At 62.5% G+C, this 17,399-nt stretch carries 11 protein-coding genes, 1 other RNA gene and 1 pseudogene; 3 read left to right on the top strand and 10 right to left on the bottom strand.

Annotation, left to right across the window (positions count from 1 at the left end; genetic code table 11):
- Positions 1 to 308 precede the first annotated feature (308 nt).
- Positions 309 to 3,170: a hybrid sensor histidine kinase/response regulator gene (locus tag AC4BCN_RS09445; RefSeq protein ID WP_490493145.1), complete on the top strand. Its 2,862-nt coding sequence runs from the start codon at positions 309 to 311 to the stop codon at positions 3,168 to 3,170.
- Between the two features lies 1 nt (position 3,171).
- Positions 3,172 to 5,331, top strand: a complete 2,160-nt coding sequence (locus AC4BCN_RS09440) for a putative bifunctional diguanylate cyclase/phosphodiesterase (RefSeq protein ID WP_490493144.1) — start codon at positions 3,172 to 3,174, stop codon at positions 5,329 to 5,331.
- On the opposite strand, the gene AC4BCN_RS09435 is transcribed toward AC4BCN_RS09440, so the two are convergent.
- From AC4BCN_RS09435 to ubiD, 7 genes and pseudogenes are all read right to left on the bottom strand, one after another.
- Complete coding sequence (locus AC4BCN_RS09435; protein WP_490493143.1) at positions 5,300 to 6,433, bottom strand: esterase-like activity of phytase family protein; 1,134 nt, start codon at positions 6,431 to 6,433, stop codon at positions 5,300 to 5,302. The two genes, AC4BCN_RS09440 and AC4BCN_RS09435, sit on opposite strands and share 32 nt — an antisense overlap.
- A 66-nt stretch (positions 6,434 to 6,499) precedes the next feature.
- Positions 6,500 to 7,792 carry a CaiB/BaiF CoA transferase family protein gene (locus AC4BCN_RS09430; protein WP_490493142.1) on the bottom strand — a complete coding sequence of 431 codons (1,293 nt, stop codon included), beginning with the start codon at positions 7,790 to 7,792 and terminating at the stop codon, positions 6,500 to 6,502.
- Between the two features lie 7 nt (positions 7,793 to 7,799).
- A complete protein-coding gene (recR, locus tag AC4BCN_RS09425; protein WP_034786598.1) occupies positions 7,800 to 8,390 on the bottom strand; it encodes a recombination mediator RecR in 591 nt (196 codons plus the stop codon).
- Positions 8,391 to 8,437: 47 nt separating this feature from the next.
- Entirely contained in the window at positions 8,438 to 8,764 is a 327-nt protein-coding gene (locus tag AC4BCN_RS09420) for a YbaB/EbfC family nucleoid-associated protein (protein ID WP_034759121.1), read from the bottom strand.
- Positions 8,765 to 8,806: 42 nt separating this feature from the next.
- Positions 8,807 to 11,137: pseudogene (gene dnaX, locus AC4BCN_RS09415) on the bottom strand (DNA polymerase III subunit gamma/tau).
- Positions 11,138 to 11,376: 239 nt separating this feature from the next.
- Positions 11,377 to 11,475, bottom strand: an RNA gene (gene ffs / locus AC4BCN_RS09410) — signal recognition particle sRNA small type.
- Positions 11,476 to 11,667: 192 nt separating this feature from the next.
- Positions 11,668 to 13,152, bottom strand: a complete 1,485-nt coding sequence (gene ubiD / locus AC4BCN_RS09405; protein ID WP_034759127.1) for a 4-hydroxy-3-polyprenylbenzoate decarboxylase — start codon at positions 13,150 to 13,152, stop codon at positions 11,668 to 11,670.
- A 478-nt stretch (positions 13,153 to 13,630) separates the two neighbouring features.
- Between ubiD and AC4BCN_RS09400 the strand changes: the two genes are divergently transcribed.
- Positions 13,631 to 14,554 (top strand): transglycosylase SLT domain-containing protein, encoded by a 924-nt coding sequence (locus AC4BCN_RS09400; protein WP_490493141.1) that lies wholly within the window; start codon positions 13,631 to 13,633, stop codon positions 14,552 to 14,554.
- Positions 14,555 to 14,673: 119 nt separating this feature from the next.
- Here the strand turns inward: AC4BCN_RS09400 and nusB are convergent, their stop codons facing one another.
- The 3 genes from nusB to ribBA all read right to left on the bottom strand — a co-directional run bounded on the left by nusB (position 14,674) and on the right by ribBA (position 17,013).
- Positions 14,674 to 15,144, bottom strand: coding sequence for a transcription antitermination factor NusB (gene nusB, locus AC4BCN_RS09395; protein ID WP_034759129.1), 471 nt, complete (start codon positions 15,142 to 15,144; stop codon positions 14,674 to 14,676).
- Between the two features lie 91 nt (positions 15,145 to 15,235).
- Positions 15,236 to 15,718 carry a 6,7-dimethyl-8-ribityllumazine synthase gene (ribH, locus tag AC4BCN_RS09390; protein WP_070219579.1) on the bottom strand — a complete coding sequence of 161 codons (483 nt, stop codon included), beginning with the start codon at positions 15,716 to 15,718 and terminating at the stop codon, positions 15,236 to 15,238.
- Positions 15,719 to 15,891: 173 nt separating this feature from the next.
- Entirely contained in the window at positions 15,892 to 17,013 is a 1,122-nt protein-coding gene (ribBA, locus tag AC4BCN_RS09385; RefSeq protein ID WP_128140071.1) for a bifunctional 3,4-dihydroxy-2-butanone-4-phosphate synthase/GTP cyclohydrolase II, read from the bottom strand.
- Positions 17,014 to 17,399 lie beyond the last annotated feature (386 nt).

Here is a 17,399-nt window from a genome sequence, read left to right as displayed (position 1 = left end):
GTGGTGACACCTGCCCCAGCCTACTGCGCGTCGGTATAGGTGGCCTGCGATGCTCACCGTACTTTAGTACGGTTGCGCTTCTCGGCCACCTCTCCCTTCCGCTCGCTACGGCTGGATCAGGTGTTGTAGCTCAGCAATAATTTGAGGGCGGTCTTGCAGGACCGCCCTATTTGTTTCATCTCGTATAAGTTTCCCTCCCCTCTCCTTCCTTAGACCCACATCAATATCATGGTGTGTCTTCGCGTCTATATTTTTCCAATAGGAAATTAAAAAACAGTCAACAGGCCGACCGGAGAAGCGCCGCAACCATGTTCAATTTCCAACGCTCCAGCATCAGCCAGAAGCTGACCATGATTTCGGTACTGTCGTCGGGCTGCGCGCTGCTGCTGGTGTTCGTGGCGTTTGCGCTGACATCCGTGCTCAGCCACAAGGACGATGAAGGCAAGCAGTTGCTGTCCCTGGCGGGCGTGATCGGCGCGGCCGGCGCGGGGCACTTGCTGGCAGGCAAATCGGCGCAGCCGCAGGCGGAACAGGTGCTGGCCGCGCTGGCCGCGCGCGACGAGGTCGCCCAGGCGGCGCTGTTCGACCGGAACGGGCGCCTGTTCGCCCTGTACCGCGCGCCGCAGCATGCCGATGGCCTGGCCTCGCCGGAAGACCTGGACCCGGCCCTGCTGGCCGACATGGCCGTGCAGCCCGTCACGCAAGGCACGGGCACGCCCCTGGCGCCCGCCATGCGTCTGTACCGTCCCGTCTACCGGCCAGGCGAGCAGCAGCTGCAGCAGCTGATCGGCGCCGTGCTGATCGAGGCCGACCTGAACCACATGTGGCGCGACATCGGCCGCCACGTGGGCGCCATCGGCGGCGCCACCGTGCTGTCCTTCCTGATCGCCGTGTTCCTCGCGCGGCGCTTCAAAAGCGTGATCGCCGAACCGATCACCAAGCTGATCGATACGGCACAGAAAGTGTCGAGCAGCCAGACCTACAGCCACCGCATCGCGCACCAGCGCAGCGACGAGCTGGGCGTGCTGATCGACAGTTTCAACGACATGCTGGCGCAGATCGACAGCCGCGACAGCACCCTGGCCAATTACCGCGACCAGCTCGAGCGCCAGGTGGGCGTGCGCACGGCGCAGCTGGAAAAGGCCAAGGATGCGGCCGAGGCGGCCAGCCAGGCGAAAAGCGCGTTTCTTGCCACCATGAGCCATGAAATCCGCACGCCGATGAATGGCGTGCTGGGCATGACGGAGCTGCTGCTGGCCAGCCCTTTGAGCCCGCAGCAACGCCACTACACGAGCATGGTGCAGCGCTCGGGGCAGAATTTGCTGGTGATCATCAACGACATCCTCGACTTTTCCAAGATCGAGGCGGGCAAACTGAGCGTGGAATACATCCGCTTCAATTTCCGCGAATTGCTCGACGACATAGAACACGTGTTCGCGCCGCAGGCGCAAGCGAAAAACATCAGCCTGGAATTCGACATCGCGTTTGACATTCCGATTGCCATCTGCGGCGACCCGAACCGTTTGCGCCAGATCATCGTCAATCTGCTGGGCAACGCCATCAAGTTCACGGAAACGGGCAAGGTCACCGTGAAAGTGACCGTCTGCAGCGAAGACGCGCCCAGCGTGGGCTTGCGTTTCGAGGTGCACGACACGGGCATCGGCGTGTCGTGCGAGGCGCAGACGCGCATCTTCGAATCGTTCTCGCAGGCGGACGGCTCGACCACGCGCAAGCATGGCGGCACGGGCCTGGGACTGACGATCTCGAAGCAGCTGGTGGAGCTGATGGGCGGCACTATCGGCGTTGATAATGCTTTAACGCAAGGATCGATCTTCTGGTTCGAAGTAAATTTCGATAAGCGGCGAGTCGACAGCGACGACCCGTCATTCAACCTGAAAACCACGCGAGGGTTACGCGCCTTGATCGTCGACCACACACCGGCCACGCGCGCCGTGCTGGAGCGGCAACTGGCCAGCTGGCACATCGTCAGCGACAGCGCCGGCACGGCCAGCGACTGCCTGGCCAAGCTGCACGCGGCCGCGCAGGCGGGCACGCCGTATGGCGTGGCGCTGCTCGACATGGAATTGCCGCGCACCAGCGGCCTGGCCCTGGCCGCCACCATCAAGAGCGACCCGCTGCTGGCCGAGCTCAAGCTTCTGCTGCTGAGCACGGAACAGGCGGCGGCCGACCCCGTGCAGCGGCGCGAGGCGGGCGTGGCCTTCCAGTTGATCAAGCCGGCCCGCGAATGCGACCTGTTCGACTGCATCGTCACGCCGCCGCGCGCCAGCGAGGGCATGCGCATCCATCCGCCGCATGCGGCGAGGCAAGTGGGCCGGCGCCAGCGCCGCCGCGTGCTGCTGGCCGAGGACAATCCCGTCAACGTGGAAGTGGCGCTGGCCATGCTCGACAGCCTGGGCCTGGACGTGGTCTGCGCGCGCAACGGCGAACAAGCCATGCAGGCGGCGCAGGCCGAGGATTTCGATTTGATCCTGATGGATTGCCAGATGCCCGTGATGGATGGCTTTGCCGCCACGGCGGAAATCCGCCGCCATGAACAGCAGTGCGGCCACGCGCGCGTGCTGCCCATCGTCGCCATCACGGCCAATGCGCTGCAGGGCGACCGCGAAGCGTGCCTGGCGGCCGGCATGGACGATTACCTGAGCAAGCCGTTCACGCAGCAGGACCTGGGCCACACGATCGCCCGCTGGATCACCCTGCCGCGCGCGGCCACCGTGCACCACAGCGAAGCGCCGGAGCCGCAAGCGCCTGTGGAGGTGCAGCCCGCACCGCCGCCCGAGCAAACGCCGACATCGGCCCAGCCGCTGAACCGGCAGGCGCTGGAAAACATCCGCGCCCTGTCCGGCACGGATGGCGATGCGCTGCTCGAGCGGGTCATCCTCGCCTTTACCAGCGAGACGCCGCGCCAGTTGAGCGCCATGCGCGCAGCGATTGCCGGCGCCGATGCGGAAGCGCTGCGCAAGGTGGCGCACAGCCTCAAGTCGGGCAGCGCCAACGTGGGCGCCGACGGCCTGGCGCAGCTGTGCAAGGAGATGGAAAAACTGGGCCGCGGCGGCGGCACCGAGGGCGCGGCTGCCCTGCTGCAGCAGATGCAGCAAGCCTTCCTGACCGTACGCGAATCGCTGAACGCCATCCTCGTGAAGGAACACTGACATGACAGCGCCCCTCTCCCCTCCCCGCGGCCTGGTGCTGGTGGCCGACGACGATCCCGTGATGCGTTTGCTGATGCGGCAAATGCTCACGCAGGTGGGCCTGGACGTGATCGAGGCCGAAGACGGCGTGCAGGCGCTGGCCAGCTACAAGCACAGCGGCCCGGACCTCGTCATGCTCGACGTCGACATGCCGGCCATGGACGGCTTTGCCGTGTGCCGCGAAATCCGCCACCAGGAAGTGGGCGGCACGGTGCCCATCATCATGGTCACGGGCGGCGACGAGCTGGAAGCCGTCACGCGCGCCTACGAGGTGGGCGCGACGGATTTCATTTCCAAGCCCATCAACTGGCCCATCCTCGGGCACCGCGTGCTGTACGTGCTGCGCGCCAGCGACGCCATCGCCCGCCTGCGCATCGCCGATGCGCACAACCGCGCCGTGCTGGCCGCCATCCCGGACACCTTCTTTCGCCTCAACAGCGAAGGTTTTTATCTCGACTACGAACAGGGCCACGACGCCAGCGCCGGCTTTTCCATCACCGACTGCGTGGGCAGCCATATCCGCGACGTGCTGCCGCCCGAAATCGCCGCGCGCCTGCTCGACCAGGCGCACGCCGTGCTGGCCACGCAGCACATCGGCTCGGTCGACTACACGCTCACGCACGAAGACAGCACGCGCCATTTCGAAGCGCGCCTGGTGGCGACGGGGGCCGATGAAGTGCTGGGCCTGGTACGCGACATCAGCGAGCGCAAGCGCACGGAAGAACAGATACGCCGCCTCGCCTATTGCGACAGCCTGACGGGCATCCCCAACCGGCAGGCGTTCCTGGAAACCCTGGAACGCGAACTGGTGCGCTCGAAGGAGCACGACAAGAAATTCGCCGTGCTGTTCATGGACCTCGACGCCTTCAAGCGCATCAACGACACCCTGGGCCACGACGTGGGCGACCATTTGCTCAAGGTGGTGTCCGAGCGCCTGCGCGAAACCATCCGCCCCAGCGACCTGGTGCTGCGCGCCGAACACGAGTTTGAAGCCACCTTCGGCGGCAGCAACCTGGCGCGCCTGGGGGGCGATGAATTCACGATATTGATACCCGACCTGGAACGGGTGGAAGATGCGCTGAACGTGGCGCACCGGGTCAAGGAAGCCATGCGCCGGCCGTTCATGATCGAGGCGCACGAGATTTTCGTCACCGCCAGCATCGGCATCTCGCTGTATCCGGAAGATGGCGAGGATTGCAACTCGCTGCTCAAATATGCGGACACGGCCATGTACCACGCGAAGAACTGCGGCAAGAACAATGCCAAGCTGTACAGCTCGTCGCTGACGATGGAAATCATGAGCCACGTCAAGATGGAAGTGGGCTTGAGGAAAGCCTTGCAGAACAACGAACTATATTTGCTGTACCAGCCGCAGATCGACGTGCCCAGTACGCAGATCGTCGGCGTGGAAGCGCTCGTGCGCTGGCGCCATCCGGAACGGGGCATCATTTCGCCCACGGAATTCATCCCGCTGGCCGAGGAAACGGGGCTGATCGTGCCCATCGGCGAATGGGTGCTGCGCACGGCCTGCAACCAGGCCAAGGCGTGGCAAAACGGTAGCGGGCGCGCCATCCGCATGGCCGTCAACCTGTCGGCCAAGCAATTCAAGGATGAAAACCTGATGCAGATCGTGCTCTCGGCCCTGGCCGACACGGGCCTCGATGCGCGCCTGCTGGAACTGGAATTGACGGAAGGGACCTTGATGGACGATGCGCGCGCCACCATGGTGACCCTGGAGCAGTTGCGTGGCATCGGCGTGTATCTGTCCATCGACGACTTCGGCACGGGCTATTCTTCAATGAATTATCTTAAACGCTTCGACGTGCGGGCCTTGAAGATCGACAAGAGTTTTATCGCCGGCTTGCCGCAGGATGCGGAAAACGCGGCCATCACGCGCGCCATCATCGCCATGGCGCATGGCTTGAAGATGGTGGTGGTGGCCGAGGGCGTGGAAACGGACGAGCAGCTGGTGATGCTGGAAGAATACGGCTGCGACATGGTGCAAGGCTATTTCCTGGGCCACCCTTCACCGCACGACACGATCACGGCCATGCTGGCCAGGCAGGCGAACCAGCTGGCCAGCCTGGAAACTAGAGCACTTCGAAGGCAAGGATTTGCGTGACTTGCAGCGGATTAAAATTGTCGTCGGAAATCAAAACGAGGCTGCGGCGGCCGTTTTCCAGACGCGGGCCCCAGCTGATGCCTTCGATATTGTCGACCCGTGCCAGGCCGATCTTTTCCAGGTCCAGCAGCAAACGCTTGCGCGCCGGCACATAGGTCGCGCCCGCCAGGGCCGGCAGCGCCTGCACATCGGTGGCGCCCTCCGTTTCCATTTCGTAGATGCGCACGTGGTTCGTGTAGACGCCGTCCGCATTGGCCACGCCGGCCCGCTCCACCACCAGCAACTGATGGTCGTTGACGGCGAGGATTTCCGACACGCCATTGTCCGCCTCGCGTCCGGGCCCGGGCCGCGACGCCACCGGCTCAATCGGATACGCATACTGGCCCAGCACCTTGCCTGCGCGGTCCAGGCGCGTGATGCGCACGATGGAGCCGTTATCGGGCGTGGCCAGCGGGCCGTCCTGGTACAGGGCCGCTTCCATGCCCAGCCACAAGCTCTTGCCATCGCTGGCAAACGACAGCGCTTCAAACGTCATGTTGTTGCGCGAGCCGATTCCTTCCTTCGAGACATTGAACATGGCCGGTGTCGGCAAGGTGGCCAGGTAACGGCCGCCGCTATCGGCGTGGCGCACGAACGGGTGCAGACCCACCTTGCGGTTGCCTTCGCTGCCGTACCACAGGCTGCCATCCTGCGGATCGACGCGGATGGTTTCGATGTCGGCCACCTGGTCGCTCCGGTCCAGCTTGGCATGCGCCAGGTTCGGATAGCGGCTGCCATCGGGCTGCGTGAAGAAATGCACGCTGCTCAAGGTCACACTGGTAAACGCCTTGCTGTCAAAGTTCAAGGCAGCGCGGTAGAAGCGGGCCGGATTGATTTCCGAGCGGTCATCGCTTTCCATCACCCAGCTCTTGTTGGCCGCATCGTAATCGATGCCGGACAAGCCGCCCACCGAGGTGCCCTCGAACGCGTGTTTGAGCGCGATGCGCTGTTCGCCGATCAGGCGCAGGCCCGTAATCGGTGCATCGTGGGGGAAGCTGGCGCAGGCGGAGAGGACAATGGCGGCGGATGCCAGGGCAAGCGCACGGTGGAGAAATCGGTGCATGGCAGGTATCAGATAAGTTGCGTAGGTCGGATTAGCGCGAAGCGCGTAATCCGACAACATTATTGGTCAGTACAGTGGTAGCGTCGGATTACGCGGCGAAGCGCCGCTAATCCGACATACATTATCGGCATCACACCGGTACACCACCCCATCGACCTTGAGCCGCGCAATGGCGGCCGCATCGTAGCCCAGCGACGCCAGCACCTCGTCGTTGTGCTGGCCAAGGGTCGGCCCCAGCCATTGTGTCTTGCCCGGCGTGGCCGACAGTTTCGGGCTGATGGCGGGCAATTTGACGGGCGTGCCGTCGGGGAACTGGTGCTGTTCGAACATCTCACGGGCGAGAAATTGCGGGTCGCTCATCATGTCGCGCACGGAGTAGATTTTGCCGGCCGGCACATCCGCCGCCTTCAGCACAGCCAGCGCGCTGTCTATCGTGTGCGTGGCGCACCAGGCGCCGATGGCGGCGTCGATTTCCTGTGTACGCGCAACGCGCCCGTCATTGCGTGCCAGTTGCGGGTCGCCCGCCATGTCGATGCGGCCCATGGCCAGCATCAAGCGCTTGAAGATGGCGTCGCCGTTGCCGGCAATCACGATGTTTTCGCCGTCGCCCGTCGTGTAGGTATTCGAGGGCACGATGCCGGGCAGCGAGCCGCCCGTGCGCTCGCGCACCACGCCCGCCTGGTCGTATTCGGGCACCAAGGATTCCATCAGGTTGAACACGGATTCGTACAGCGCCACGTCGACCATCTGCCCTTCGCCGGCGACCGCCCCACCCGTCACGTCACGGTGGCGCAAAGCCATCATGGCGCCGATCACGCCGTGCAGGGCCGCCACGGAGTCGCCGATCGATACGCCGACGCGCACGGGCGGACGGTCGGCAAAGCCGGACACATAGCGCAAGCCGCCCATCGATTCGCCGATGGCGCCAAAACCCGGCAAATCCTTCATCGGGCCCGTCTGGCCAAAGCCGGATAGGCGCACCATGATGATGGACGGTTTGATCTGCTTGAGCTGTTCGTAGCCGAGATCCCACTTTTCCAGCACGCCGGGGCGGTAGTTCTCGATGATGATGTCCGCTTCCAGGGCCAGCTGGCGGGCAATCGCCCTGCCCTCGGGCGACTTCAGGTTCAGGGTGACGCTTTTCTTGTTGCGCGCCTGCACCGACCACCACAGCGAGGTACCATCCTTCAGTACGCGCCAGGTACGGATGGGGTCGCCGCCATCGGGCGACTCGATCTTGATCACGTCGGCGCCGAATTCGGCCAGCATGCGGGCGCAGAACGGCCCCGCGATCAGGGTGCCCAGTTCCAGCACTTTAATGCCTTGCAATGGACCAGTGGTCGCGGAGGATTCTGTCATGTTGTAATCAGGTTGCCCTGCGGTCGAGCATCGCGCGGGCAATCGTGCCCGCGTCGACGTATTCCAGTTCGCCGCCCACGGGCACGCCGCGGGCCAGGCGGCTCACGCGCAAGCCCCGCGCCTTCAGCATTTCGCTGATGTAGTGGGCCGTCGCTTCGCCTTCATTGGTAAAGTTGGTGGCCAGCACCACTTCGCCGACCACGCCATCGTTGGCGCGGTTCAATAGTTTTTCGAGGTGGATATCTTTCGGGCCGATGCCGTCCAGCGGAGACAATCTACCCATGAGCACGAAATACAGGCCCTTGTAGGTAAGCGTCTGCTCGATCATCAGCTGGTCGGCGGGCGTTTCCACCACGCACAGCAAGCGCTTGTCGCGCTCTTCGTCGAGACAGGTCTCGCACACTTCATGTTCGGTAAAGGTATTGCACAGGCCGCAGTGATGCACGGCATCGACGGCCTGGAACAGGGCGCGCGACAGCATGGCCGCGCCTTCCCTATCGTGCTGCAACAAATGAAACGCCATCCGCTGCGCCGACTTGGGGCCGACGCCGGGCAGGCGCCGCAGCGCCTCGGTCAAGAATTCAAGCGACTTGGACATGGATCAACCTTGCCCCGTGCCATAGATCGAGCGCATGCGGCAGTGCATCAGAATGGCATTTTGAAGCCGGCTGGCAAGTTCATGCCGCCAGTCAAACCTGCCATTTTTTCAGCCGACGTCGCTTCCGCCTTGCGCACGGCGTCGTTGAAGGCGGCGGCCACCAGGTCTTCCAGCATGTCCTTGTCGTCGGCCAACAGCGACGGGTCGATGGACACGCGCTTGACGTCGTTCTTGCACGTCATGACGATTTTCACCAGGCCGGCGCCGGACTGGCCTTCCACTTCCACCAGCGCCAGTTGTTCCTGGGCCTTTTTCATGTTGTCTTGCATTGCTTGCGCCTGCTTCATCAGGCCAGCCAGTTGATTTTTCATCATGAGAATGCTCCGTTCAATTCAGTTTATGAGTTTTGTTAATAATCAATGCAGGGTCGGCGCGGCGGAGCCGGCCGGTGCAGGGGTAATCGTTCCCGGCACAACAAAAGCGTCGAATGCACGCTTCATGTCGAGCACGAAGGGATCGCTGGCGATGGTTGCTTCCGCTTGCAGCTGGCACGCCTCGCGGTGGGCCTGCGCTTCCGCGCTGGCCGTGTACCAGACGGCGCCCAGTTCCGTGTCGACATTGACCTTGCGGCCGAAGCGCTCGCTGAGCACGGCCGCCAGTTTTTCCACGTTGGCCGGACTGCGCCACGTGTCGATCGGCACGCGCAGGCGGAAAGTCGTGCTGTGGCCGTCGTGCAGGCATTCGATCAGCTCGGCCTGCACGGCCAGCTGCTGGGCTATGCCGCGCAGGGGCAGCACGGCGGCGACGGCTGGCCAGTTGCCGTCCCAGTCCAGACCCGGCACGGGCGTGATCACATATGGCCCACTCGGCGCGGCTTGCTTGGCGGCGCGCTGCGGCATGATGACGGCCGGCTGCTCGCTGCTCTGCGCGGCGGGTGCCGACACGGCAGCCGAAGCGCTGTCGTCGGAGAATTCGGTGACCCACGGCGGCAAGTCGTCGTCGGCGGGTGCCTGCTGTGGCGGCGGCGCGGCAGGACGCGCCTGCTGCACGGGCGCCGTAGCGGCCACTGGCGCTTCCATCACGGCGACCGGTGGCGCATCGTCCCACGGCGCAGGCGCTTTTGCGGCGGCGGGCGGTGGCGGTGCTGCCTGCACAGGTGCGGCCGGGGCCACTGGCGCTGCGGCGACAGCTTCCGCTGCCGGTGCGGGGGCAGCCGGCTTGGGCGCCGACGATGGCGCCGACGGCGCGCTGCCCGGACGGCCTTTCGAGGCGGCACGGGCCGCTTCCAGCGCCGCATTGATGGCGGCGCGGGCGGAACTGATCGGGGCGCCCGATGCTGCCGGGGCGGCCGCAGCCGGAGCGGCAGGTGGCGGCGCCACTGGTGCCGGCGCCGGGGCGGCTACAGCTGCCGGTGCCGGTGCCGGSSCRSCCRCSMRYRGGCGTTGCGCTTCGCTGYKGKCCAKGCKGGCGGCAGCGGCGGCGACCACGGCGGGCGGGGTCACGGCTGCATGGCTGGCCACGCTGTTCGTGGCGGCGCGGGCGGCCGGTGCGGATGCGCCAGCCGCGGCGCGCGCGGCGGCCACGGCAGCGGGACGGTTGCCCGATACAGAAGCTGGCGCGGCAGCAGGCACACCTTCGGCGCCGCCTATGCCGGGCCGAAAGGCCAGCATGCGCAGCAAGGTCATGGTAAAGCCCGCGTATTCGTCGGGCGCCAGGCCCAGTTCATTGCGGCCATGCACGGCGATCTGGTAAAACAGCTGGACTTCTTCCGCGTCAAACGCGGTAGCCAAACGGACGATGTCCGCGTACTCAGGCAGATCCTGCGGCAAGGCGGCGGGCACGGTTTGCGCCAGCGCAATGCGGTGCAGCAAGGTACCCAGGTCTTGCAGGGCGCCGTTGTACGACAGGCTGCGCGACGCCATCTCGTCGGCCACGGCCAGCAGGTCGGCGCCATCCTGCTGCGCCAGCGCGTCGAGCAGGCGTACCAGGTACGATTGGTCGAGCGCACCGAGCATGCCTTGCACGGCGTCCAGGGTCACTGCGCCGGCCGCGTAGGCAATGGCCTGGTCCGTCAGGGACAGCGCATCGCGCATGGAACCGTGGGCGCCTTGGGCCAGCAGGCGCAAGGCCGGCTGTTCGAAGGTGATGCCCTCTTGCCCCAGGATATTGTCCAGGTGGCTGATGATGTGGCCGGGCGGCATCTGCTTGAGGTTGAACTGCAGGCAGCGCGACAGCACGGTCACGGGTATCTTTTGCGGGTCCGTCGTGGCCAGGATGAACTTGACGTGCTCGGGCGGCTCTTCCAGGGTCTTCAGCATGGAATTGAACGCGTGGTTCGTCAGCATGTGCACCTCATCGATCATATAGACCTTGAAGCGCGCATTGCTTGGTGCATACACGGCTTGCTCGAGCAGCTGCGCCATTTCATCGACGCCGCGGTTCGACGCCGCATCCATCTCTATATAGTCGACAAAGCGTCCCGCATCGATCGCCGTGCACGCTTCGCACTGGCCGCAAGGCTGGGCCGTGATGCCGCCCGTGCCGTCAAGGCCGATGCAATTGAGCGACTTGGCCAGGATGCGCGACAGGGTCGTCTTGCCGACGCCGCGCGTGCCCGTGAACAGGTAGGCGTGATGCAATCGGCCGCTGTGCAAGGCATGCGTGAGCGCGCGCACGACGTGCTCCTGGCCGACGAGCGTCTCGAAATTCTTGGGGCGGTATTTACGGGCGAGGACTTGATAGGACATGCTGAGATTTTACCATGCGATTTTGCGGGTGATCCTGCGCGGCGGGCGCAAGCCTCATGGCCGGGCCAGGACAAATCTGGCAAACGCGGCAAAGCAGCAATTGTATAACATGGCCAGCTAGAAACAGTGAAAACACGGCAAGCCCGACAATGCTGCGGATCGGCAAGAAAACGGGGCCGTAAAAGCAAAAAAGCTGCCCATGGCAGCTTGATTGTTGATCCTGATAAAACATTCCCGAAGGAGGCGAGCCTGATCTGCGGCACTCATGGTTAATAGCCGTGGCTGCTTCGTTCCCGACCTGACCAGGTTAGCCATGCCACGATGCGCAGGGGCCCGCCAAGGACAATTATAACCGACCTGCGCAAGATTGGGAAATTGCCGTGTGAATGCTGAGTAGGTCGGCGTAGGTCGGCTTAGGCCGGCCTAAGCCGCACGCTGTATGCAGGCGCTACTGAGTATCCAAGCCTCGAACATGCAAGCACCGCAACGTCGGCTTACGCGCTGCGCGCTAAGCCGACCTACGTCACTACCTATAAACCCAGCTCCTGCCAAATCCCATCCACCTTGGCCTTCACTTCCGGCGTCATGGCAATCGTCGTGCCCCACTCGCGCGTCGTTTCGCCCGGCCATTTATTCGTCGCATCGATACCCATCTTGCTGCCCAGACCGCTGACCGGCGAGGCGAAGTCCAGGTAGTCGATCGGTGTATTGTCGACCAGGGTCGTGTCGCGGATGGGGTCGACACGGGTGGTGATGGCCCAGATGACTTCTTTCCAGTCGCGGATATTCACGTCTTCGTCGACGACGACGATGAACTTGGTATACATGAACTGGCGCAGGAAACTCCACACGCCGAACATCACGCGCTTGGCGTGGCCCGCGTACTGTTTCTTGATCTGCACCACGGCCATGCGGTAGCTGCAACCTTCGGGCGGCAGATAGAAGTCGGTGATTTCGCTGAACTGCTTTTGCAGCAGCGGCACGAACACTTCGTTCAGGGCCAGGCCCAGCACGGCCGGCTCGTCCGGCGGTTTGCCCGTGTACGTGGAGTGGTAGATCGGGTCGCGGCGCATGGTGATGCGGTCGATGGTAAACACAGGGAAACTGTCCTGCTCATTATAGTAGCCCGTGTGGTCGCCATACGGCCCTTCCAGCGCGTGCTCGTAGCCGCTCGGATGGTTTTCGTCCGGGTAGATATGGCCTTCGAGCACGATTTCGGCCGACGCCGGCACGCGCAACTCGCTGCCGATGGCTTTCACCAGCTCCGTGCGGCTGCCGCGCAGCAAGCCGGCGAACTGGTATTCGGACAGGCTGTCAGGCACCGGCGTGACGGCCCCTAATATAGTAGCGGGATCGGCACCGAGCGCGACGGCGATCGGATACGGCTTGCCCTTGCTTTGAATCGCGTGCTCGCGGAAGTCCAGCGCCCCGCCCCGGTGCGCCAGCCAGCGCATGATGACCTTGTTGCGTCCCAATACCTGCTGGCGGTAGATGCCGAGGTTTTGCCGCTTCTTGTTCGGCCCTTTGGTGATCACCAGGCCCCAAGTGATCAGCGGTGCGACGTCGCCAGGCCAGCAATGCTGGATCGGCAGGCGCGCCAGGTCGACGTCGTTACCTTCCCAGACGATTTCCTGGCACTTCGCGCCGCGCAATTCTTTGGGCGACATGTCCCACACGGATTTCACCAGCGAGCCCAGGCCCAGCAGATCCTTGAAATCCTTCGGCGGCTCCGGTTCCTTCAGCCGCGCCAGCACATGGCCGATCTTGCGCAACTCGCTGACGTCTTCCGCGCCCATGCCCAGCGCCACGCGGCGCGTGGTGCCGAACAGGTTGCCCAGCACCGGCATGGTGTATCCCGTCGGATTATTGAACAGCAAGGCCGGTCCGCCCGCGCGCAAGGTGCGGTCGCACACTTCCGTCATCTCCAAAATCGGTGAAATGGGGGTCGAAATGGGCTTAAGTTCACCCATTTGTTGCAGTTGAGAAATAAAATCTCGTAAATCTGAATATTTCATGTGTTTTTAATTTTTTTTGACGTCGGACGCCGTTGCTGAAGGATCTATGCCAAGTAATTGATTTTATTGGCTTTTGGCACAATGCAAGTCAAAAAGTAAGACATAAAAGTAATAAAGAAACGATTCGTTAGTATTGACTTGATATAAAACGGCTTCTACAATTCGCCCAACTTGAAAGAGCACGCCGGCCCAGAGCTTGATTTTAGCGTTTCTCTTTCATTCACGGAGTCGGGGCTCCACATGACATTTTAAGGAGTGTTTTCAAAAGGCGTCTGCCTTACCCCCGGTAAAAGTTGTATTGCGACTGATCCAATACCAGCATGGGACCGATCAGCTCAAGCAAGCAATGACGGCGTTTCTCGCACGCATCCATACGCGGCGGAAACGATGATATTTCTGATGCACGGCATTGGCAGTACCCACAACACCGCGACACCGCGGAGGGACTGCCTGTTGACGCGACATTTCGGGGAACTCTATGACTCATCGTAGCACTGAAGCAGCATTACCTGCTTCAACCGTGGCTGGTCAGCCAGCGTTGGCGCGTTTGCGCGCCCGCGCACAAGCCATTTCGGCCCGTGGCGTTTTAACCACGGCACAACACACACTGACAGTCTTCGGCATTTCCGCCCTGGCACTGATCGCCCTGCTGATGTTCCGCCCTGACCTGGGCAAGCAACTGACGCACAGCCTATTCCCGCTGCCGATGGCAGAAGCGCAAGCCGTTGAAGCGCCAGCCCTGTCGGCACTGATGGAAGCGCCCGCTTCCGTGCAAACGGCCGCCGCCAGCGACGCACCGCTGAGCAAGGAAGAAAAAGCCTTGCTGGGCACGCAAAAGCAGCAGCAATGGGTTACCAACTGGCTCTCCAAGCGCTACCGCGTGGCCAACGACGCGACCAATATGCTCGTGTCGACGGCTTACCTGACGGCCCGCGAAATCAAGCTGGACCCGCTGCTGATCCTGGCCGTGATGGCCATCGAATCGGGCTTGAACCCGTTCGCGGAAAGCCCCGTCGGCGCACAAGGCTTGATGCAAGTCATGTCGAAAGTGCACCACGAGCGCTTCCAGGAAATGGGCGGCGTGCAAGCAGCCCTGAATCCCGTCGCCAACATCCGCGTCGGATCCCTGATCCTGAAAGACTACGTCACGCGTGGCGGTTCCGTCGAAGCGGGCCTGAAAACCTATGTCGGCGCCGCCAACTTCGCCACCGATTCGGGCTACGGCTCGCGCGTGCTGGCCGAATACCGCCGCCTGAAACAAGTGTCGGCTGGCCAGCGCGTGCCGACCACGACGCCGGTGATGGCATCGAACACGCCAGCACCAGCCAAGGCACCGGCAGCAGAAGCGGCAAGCGGCATCACCATCAAAGTATTGCCCCACAACGAGATCGCCGGCCTGTGACCCTTTAAAAGCCCTCACAGGGGCATCCAAAAAGCAGCACCCAATGAAAAAGCCACCGCACGCAAGTGCCGGTGGCTTTTTTGTTGCCCTGCGGCAGCCGCCGCAGGAACTACGCTGTATTACTTGCGCTTGTTGGCGTTGACTTCTTCCTCGCGGAATTTCACTGCCAGTTTGTCCAGCACGCCGTTCACATACTTGTGACCGTCGATACCGCCAAACGACTTGGCCAGCTCGACCGCTTCGTTGATGACGACGCGGTACGGGATTTCCATGTTGTTCTTCAGCTCGAAAGCGCCGATCAGCAGGATGCCATGTTCGATCGGCGACAGTTCCGCGATATTGCGGTCGATCAATGGTGCCATGCTTTCGCGCAGCGCCAGCGAATCCTTGATGGCGCCGTACAGCAGCACCGTGAAATGATCGCCATCGGCCTTGTCGAAACCGTGGGCCGCGCGAATATTGTTCACGACGGTGGTCGCGTCTTCATTGTTCAGCAGCCACTGGTACAAGCCCTGCAGCGCAAACTCGCGCGCGCGGTGACGCGGCGTGCGGTTTTTGCTGGGATTGGCGAGCAAATTTTTCTCAGTCATGATTGTTACCTGTTCTTAAGTACGTATGTACTGCAGATAGTGACGAATACGGCGAGGCGCTGCAACGCAGCATGCTTCGGCGCACTCACGGCTAGTCCTCCTCGGATTCCTGCAACTCTTCCAGCGCTTGCGCCAGATTAGCCATTTCCACTGCCACGCGCGCCGCTTCAGCTCCCTTGACCAGCATGCGCACTTCCGCCTGCTCGTCGTTTTCGGTCGTCAACACTGCGTTGGCGATCGGGATGCCGTAATCGAGACCGACGCGCGTGATGCCCGCGCCCGATTCGTTCGATACCAGCTCGAAGTGGTAGGTTTCACCGCGAATCACGGCGCCCAGTGCGATCAGGGCGTCGAATTGCTCGGTTTCCGCCATTTTTTGCAGAATCAGTGGGATTTCCAGGGCGCCCGGCACGGTCACGTGCAGGATATCTTCATCGGCCACGCCCAGCTTGCTCAACTCTTCCAGGCATGCCGACAGCAAGCCACCACCGACGATTTCATTGAATCGTGCCTGGACGATACCGACGCGCAAACCTTCGCCGGCAAAATTGGTTTCATATGTTCCTACGGTCATCATAAGCCTCTTTAATCTGGTGGTTCAGGGCGGCACGCACATGCCGCCATCGTTTACTCTCACATCGACGCCTGACAAAATCGTAGCGAGCGGCAGCGAGTTGTGGTCGAGAAGCGCAACTGTACGAAGGTACAGTGAGCATCACAGACCGCAAATCGCGACGCGCAGTAGATTTAGTCAGGCGTCTGGCCAGGATGGCACTGAAAACCGGTCACTTCCAGGTCGAAACCGACCATCGACGGCATCTTGCGGGGGCTGGCCAGCAATTGCATCTTGCTCACACCCAGGTCGCGCAGGATTTGCGCGCCGATGCCATAGCTGCGCAGATCCATGCTGGCGGCGCGGCCTTTCGGCTTGGCTTGCGGCGTATCCAGGGCGGCGAACTGGGCAAACAGCTCGCTCGACGTCTCGCCGCAGTTCAGCAAGACCATCACGCCACGCTCGGCCTGCTTGATGGCGGCCATCGAGGCGGCCACCGTCCACGAGTGGGTGGTCGCTTCGCTTTCCAGCACGTCCAGCAGGGAAACGGGCTGGTGCACGCGCACCAGCGCTTCCAGGCCGGGGGCCAGGTCGCCATGCACAAGGGCCAGATGGGCCGACGCGCTGGGCTTGTCGCGGAAGGCGATCAGGCGGAATTCGCCGTGCGCCGTATGCAGGGTGCGCTCGGCAACGCGTTCGACCAGGGACTCGGTCTGGCTGCGGTAATGGATCAGGTCGGCAATCGTGCCGATTTTCAGGCCATGTTGCTCGGCAAACACCAGCAAGTCCGGCAGGCGCGCCATGGTGCCGTCGTCCTTCATGATTTCGCAAATCACGGACGCGGGCGTCAAGCCGGCCATGGCCGTCAGGTCGCAACCGGCTTCCGTATGGCCTGCGCGCATCAGCACGCCGCCTTTTTGCGCTTTCAGCGGGAAGATATGGCCGGGCTGGACGATATCGCTGGGCTGCGTGCCCTTGGCCACGGCCACCTGGATGGTCTTGGCGCGGTCGGCGGCGGAAATGCCCGTCGTCACGCCTTCGGCCGCTTCGATGGAGACCGTGAAATTGGTGCCGTAGGCGGTGCCGTTGCGCGACGTCATCATCGACAGGTTCAGCTCGTCGCAACGCTCTTCCGTCAGGGTCAGGCAGACCAGGCCACGCGCATGCGTGATCATGAAATTGATGGCTTCAGGCGTCACGAAATCGGCTGCAAGCACCAGATCGCCTTCATTTTCCCGGTCTTCTTCATCGACCAGTATCACCATGCGGCCGGCGCGCAATTCAGCGACGATCTCTTCGGTGCTGGATATAGACATTGTTCATCCTTGTATGACGCCTGGCCAAACCTGCTGCGCGTCGGTTTTGCCGGCGTGTTATGAACACTAAAACTTAATACAWTTGCGCTTGTATGACGCCTGGCCAAACCGCTCGCGTCGGTTTTGCCAGGCGTTGTTAGTGTAACTAAAAACTGAACCTAAACCTGAAACATCAAGCACGAATATTCCTCAGATTTCCGGGAATTTTCTTATAACCTGCTATTTTAAAGGATTTAGCGCTTGCAGACCTGAAATAAGACAGTTTAGCGGCACGGATATGCCGGCAGCCTCCCTGCATGCCCCACAAAGCGCCGATTCCCCGTTCCAGCGCACACGGCGGCGGCAAGACGCGCGCCGCCGGCCTTGCAAAGAGCATAAGATCAGCC

This window comes from Janthinobacterium sp. Bl 1, assembly GCF_058215535.1.
The sequence above is the reverse complement of the archived record's forward strand: the minus strand, read 5'-3'. Positions and strand labels throughout refer to the sequence as shown.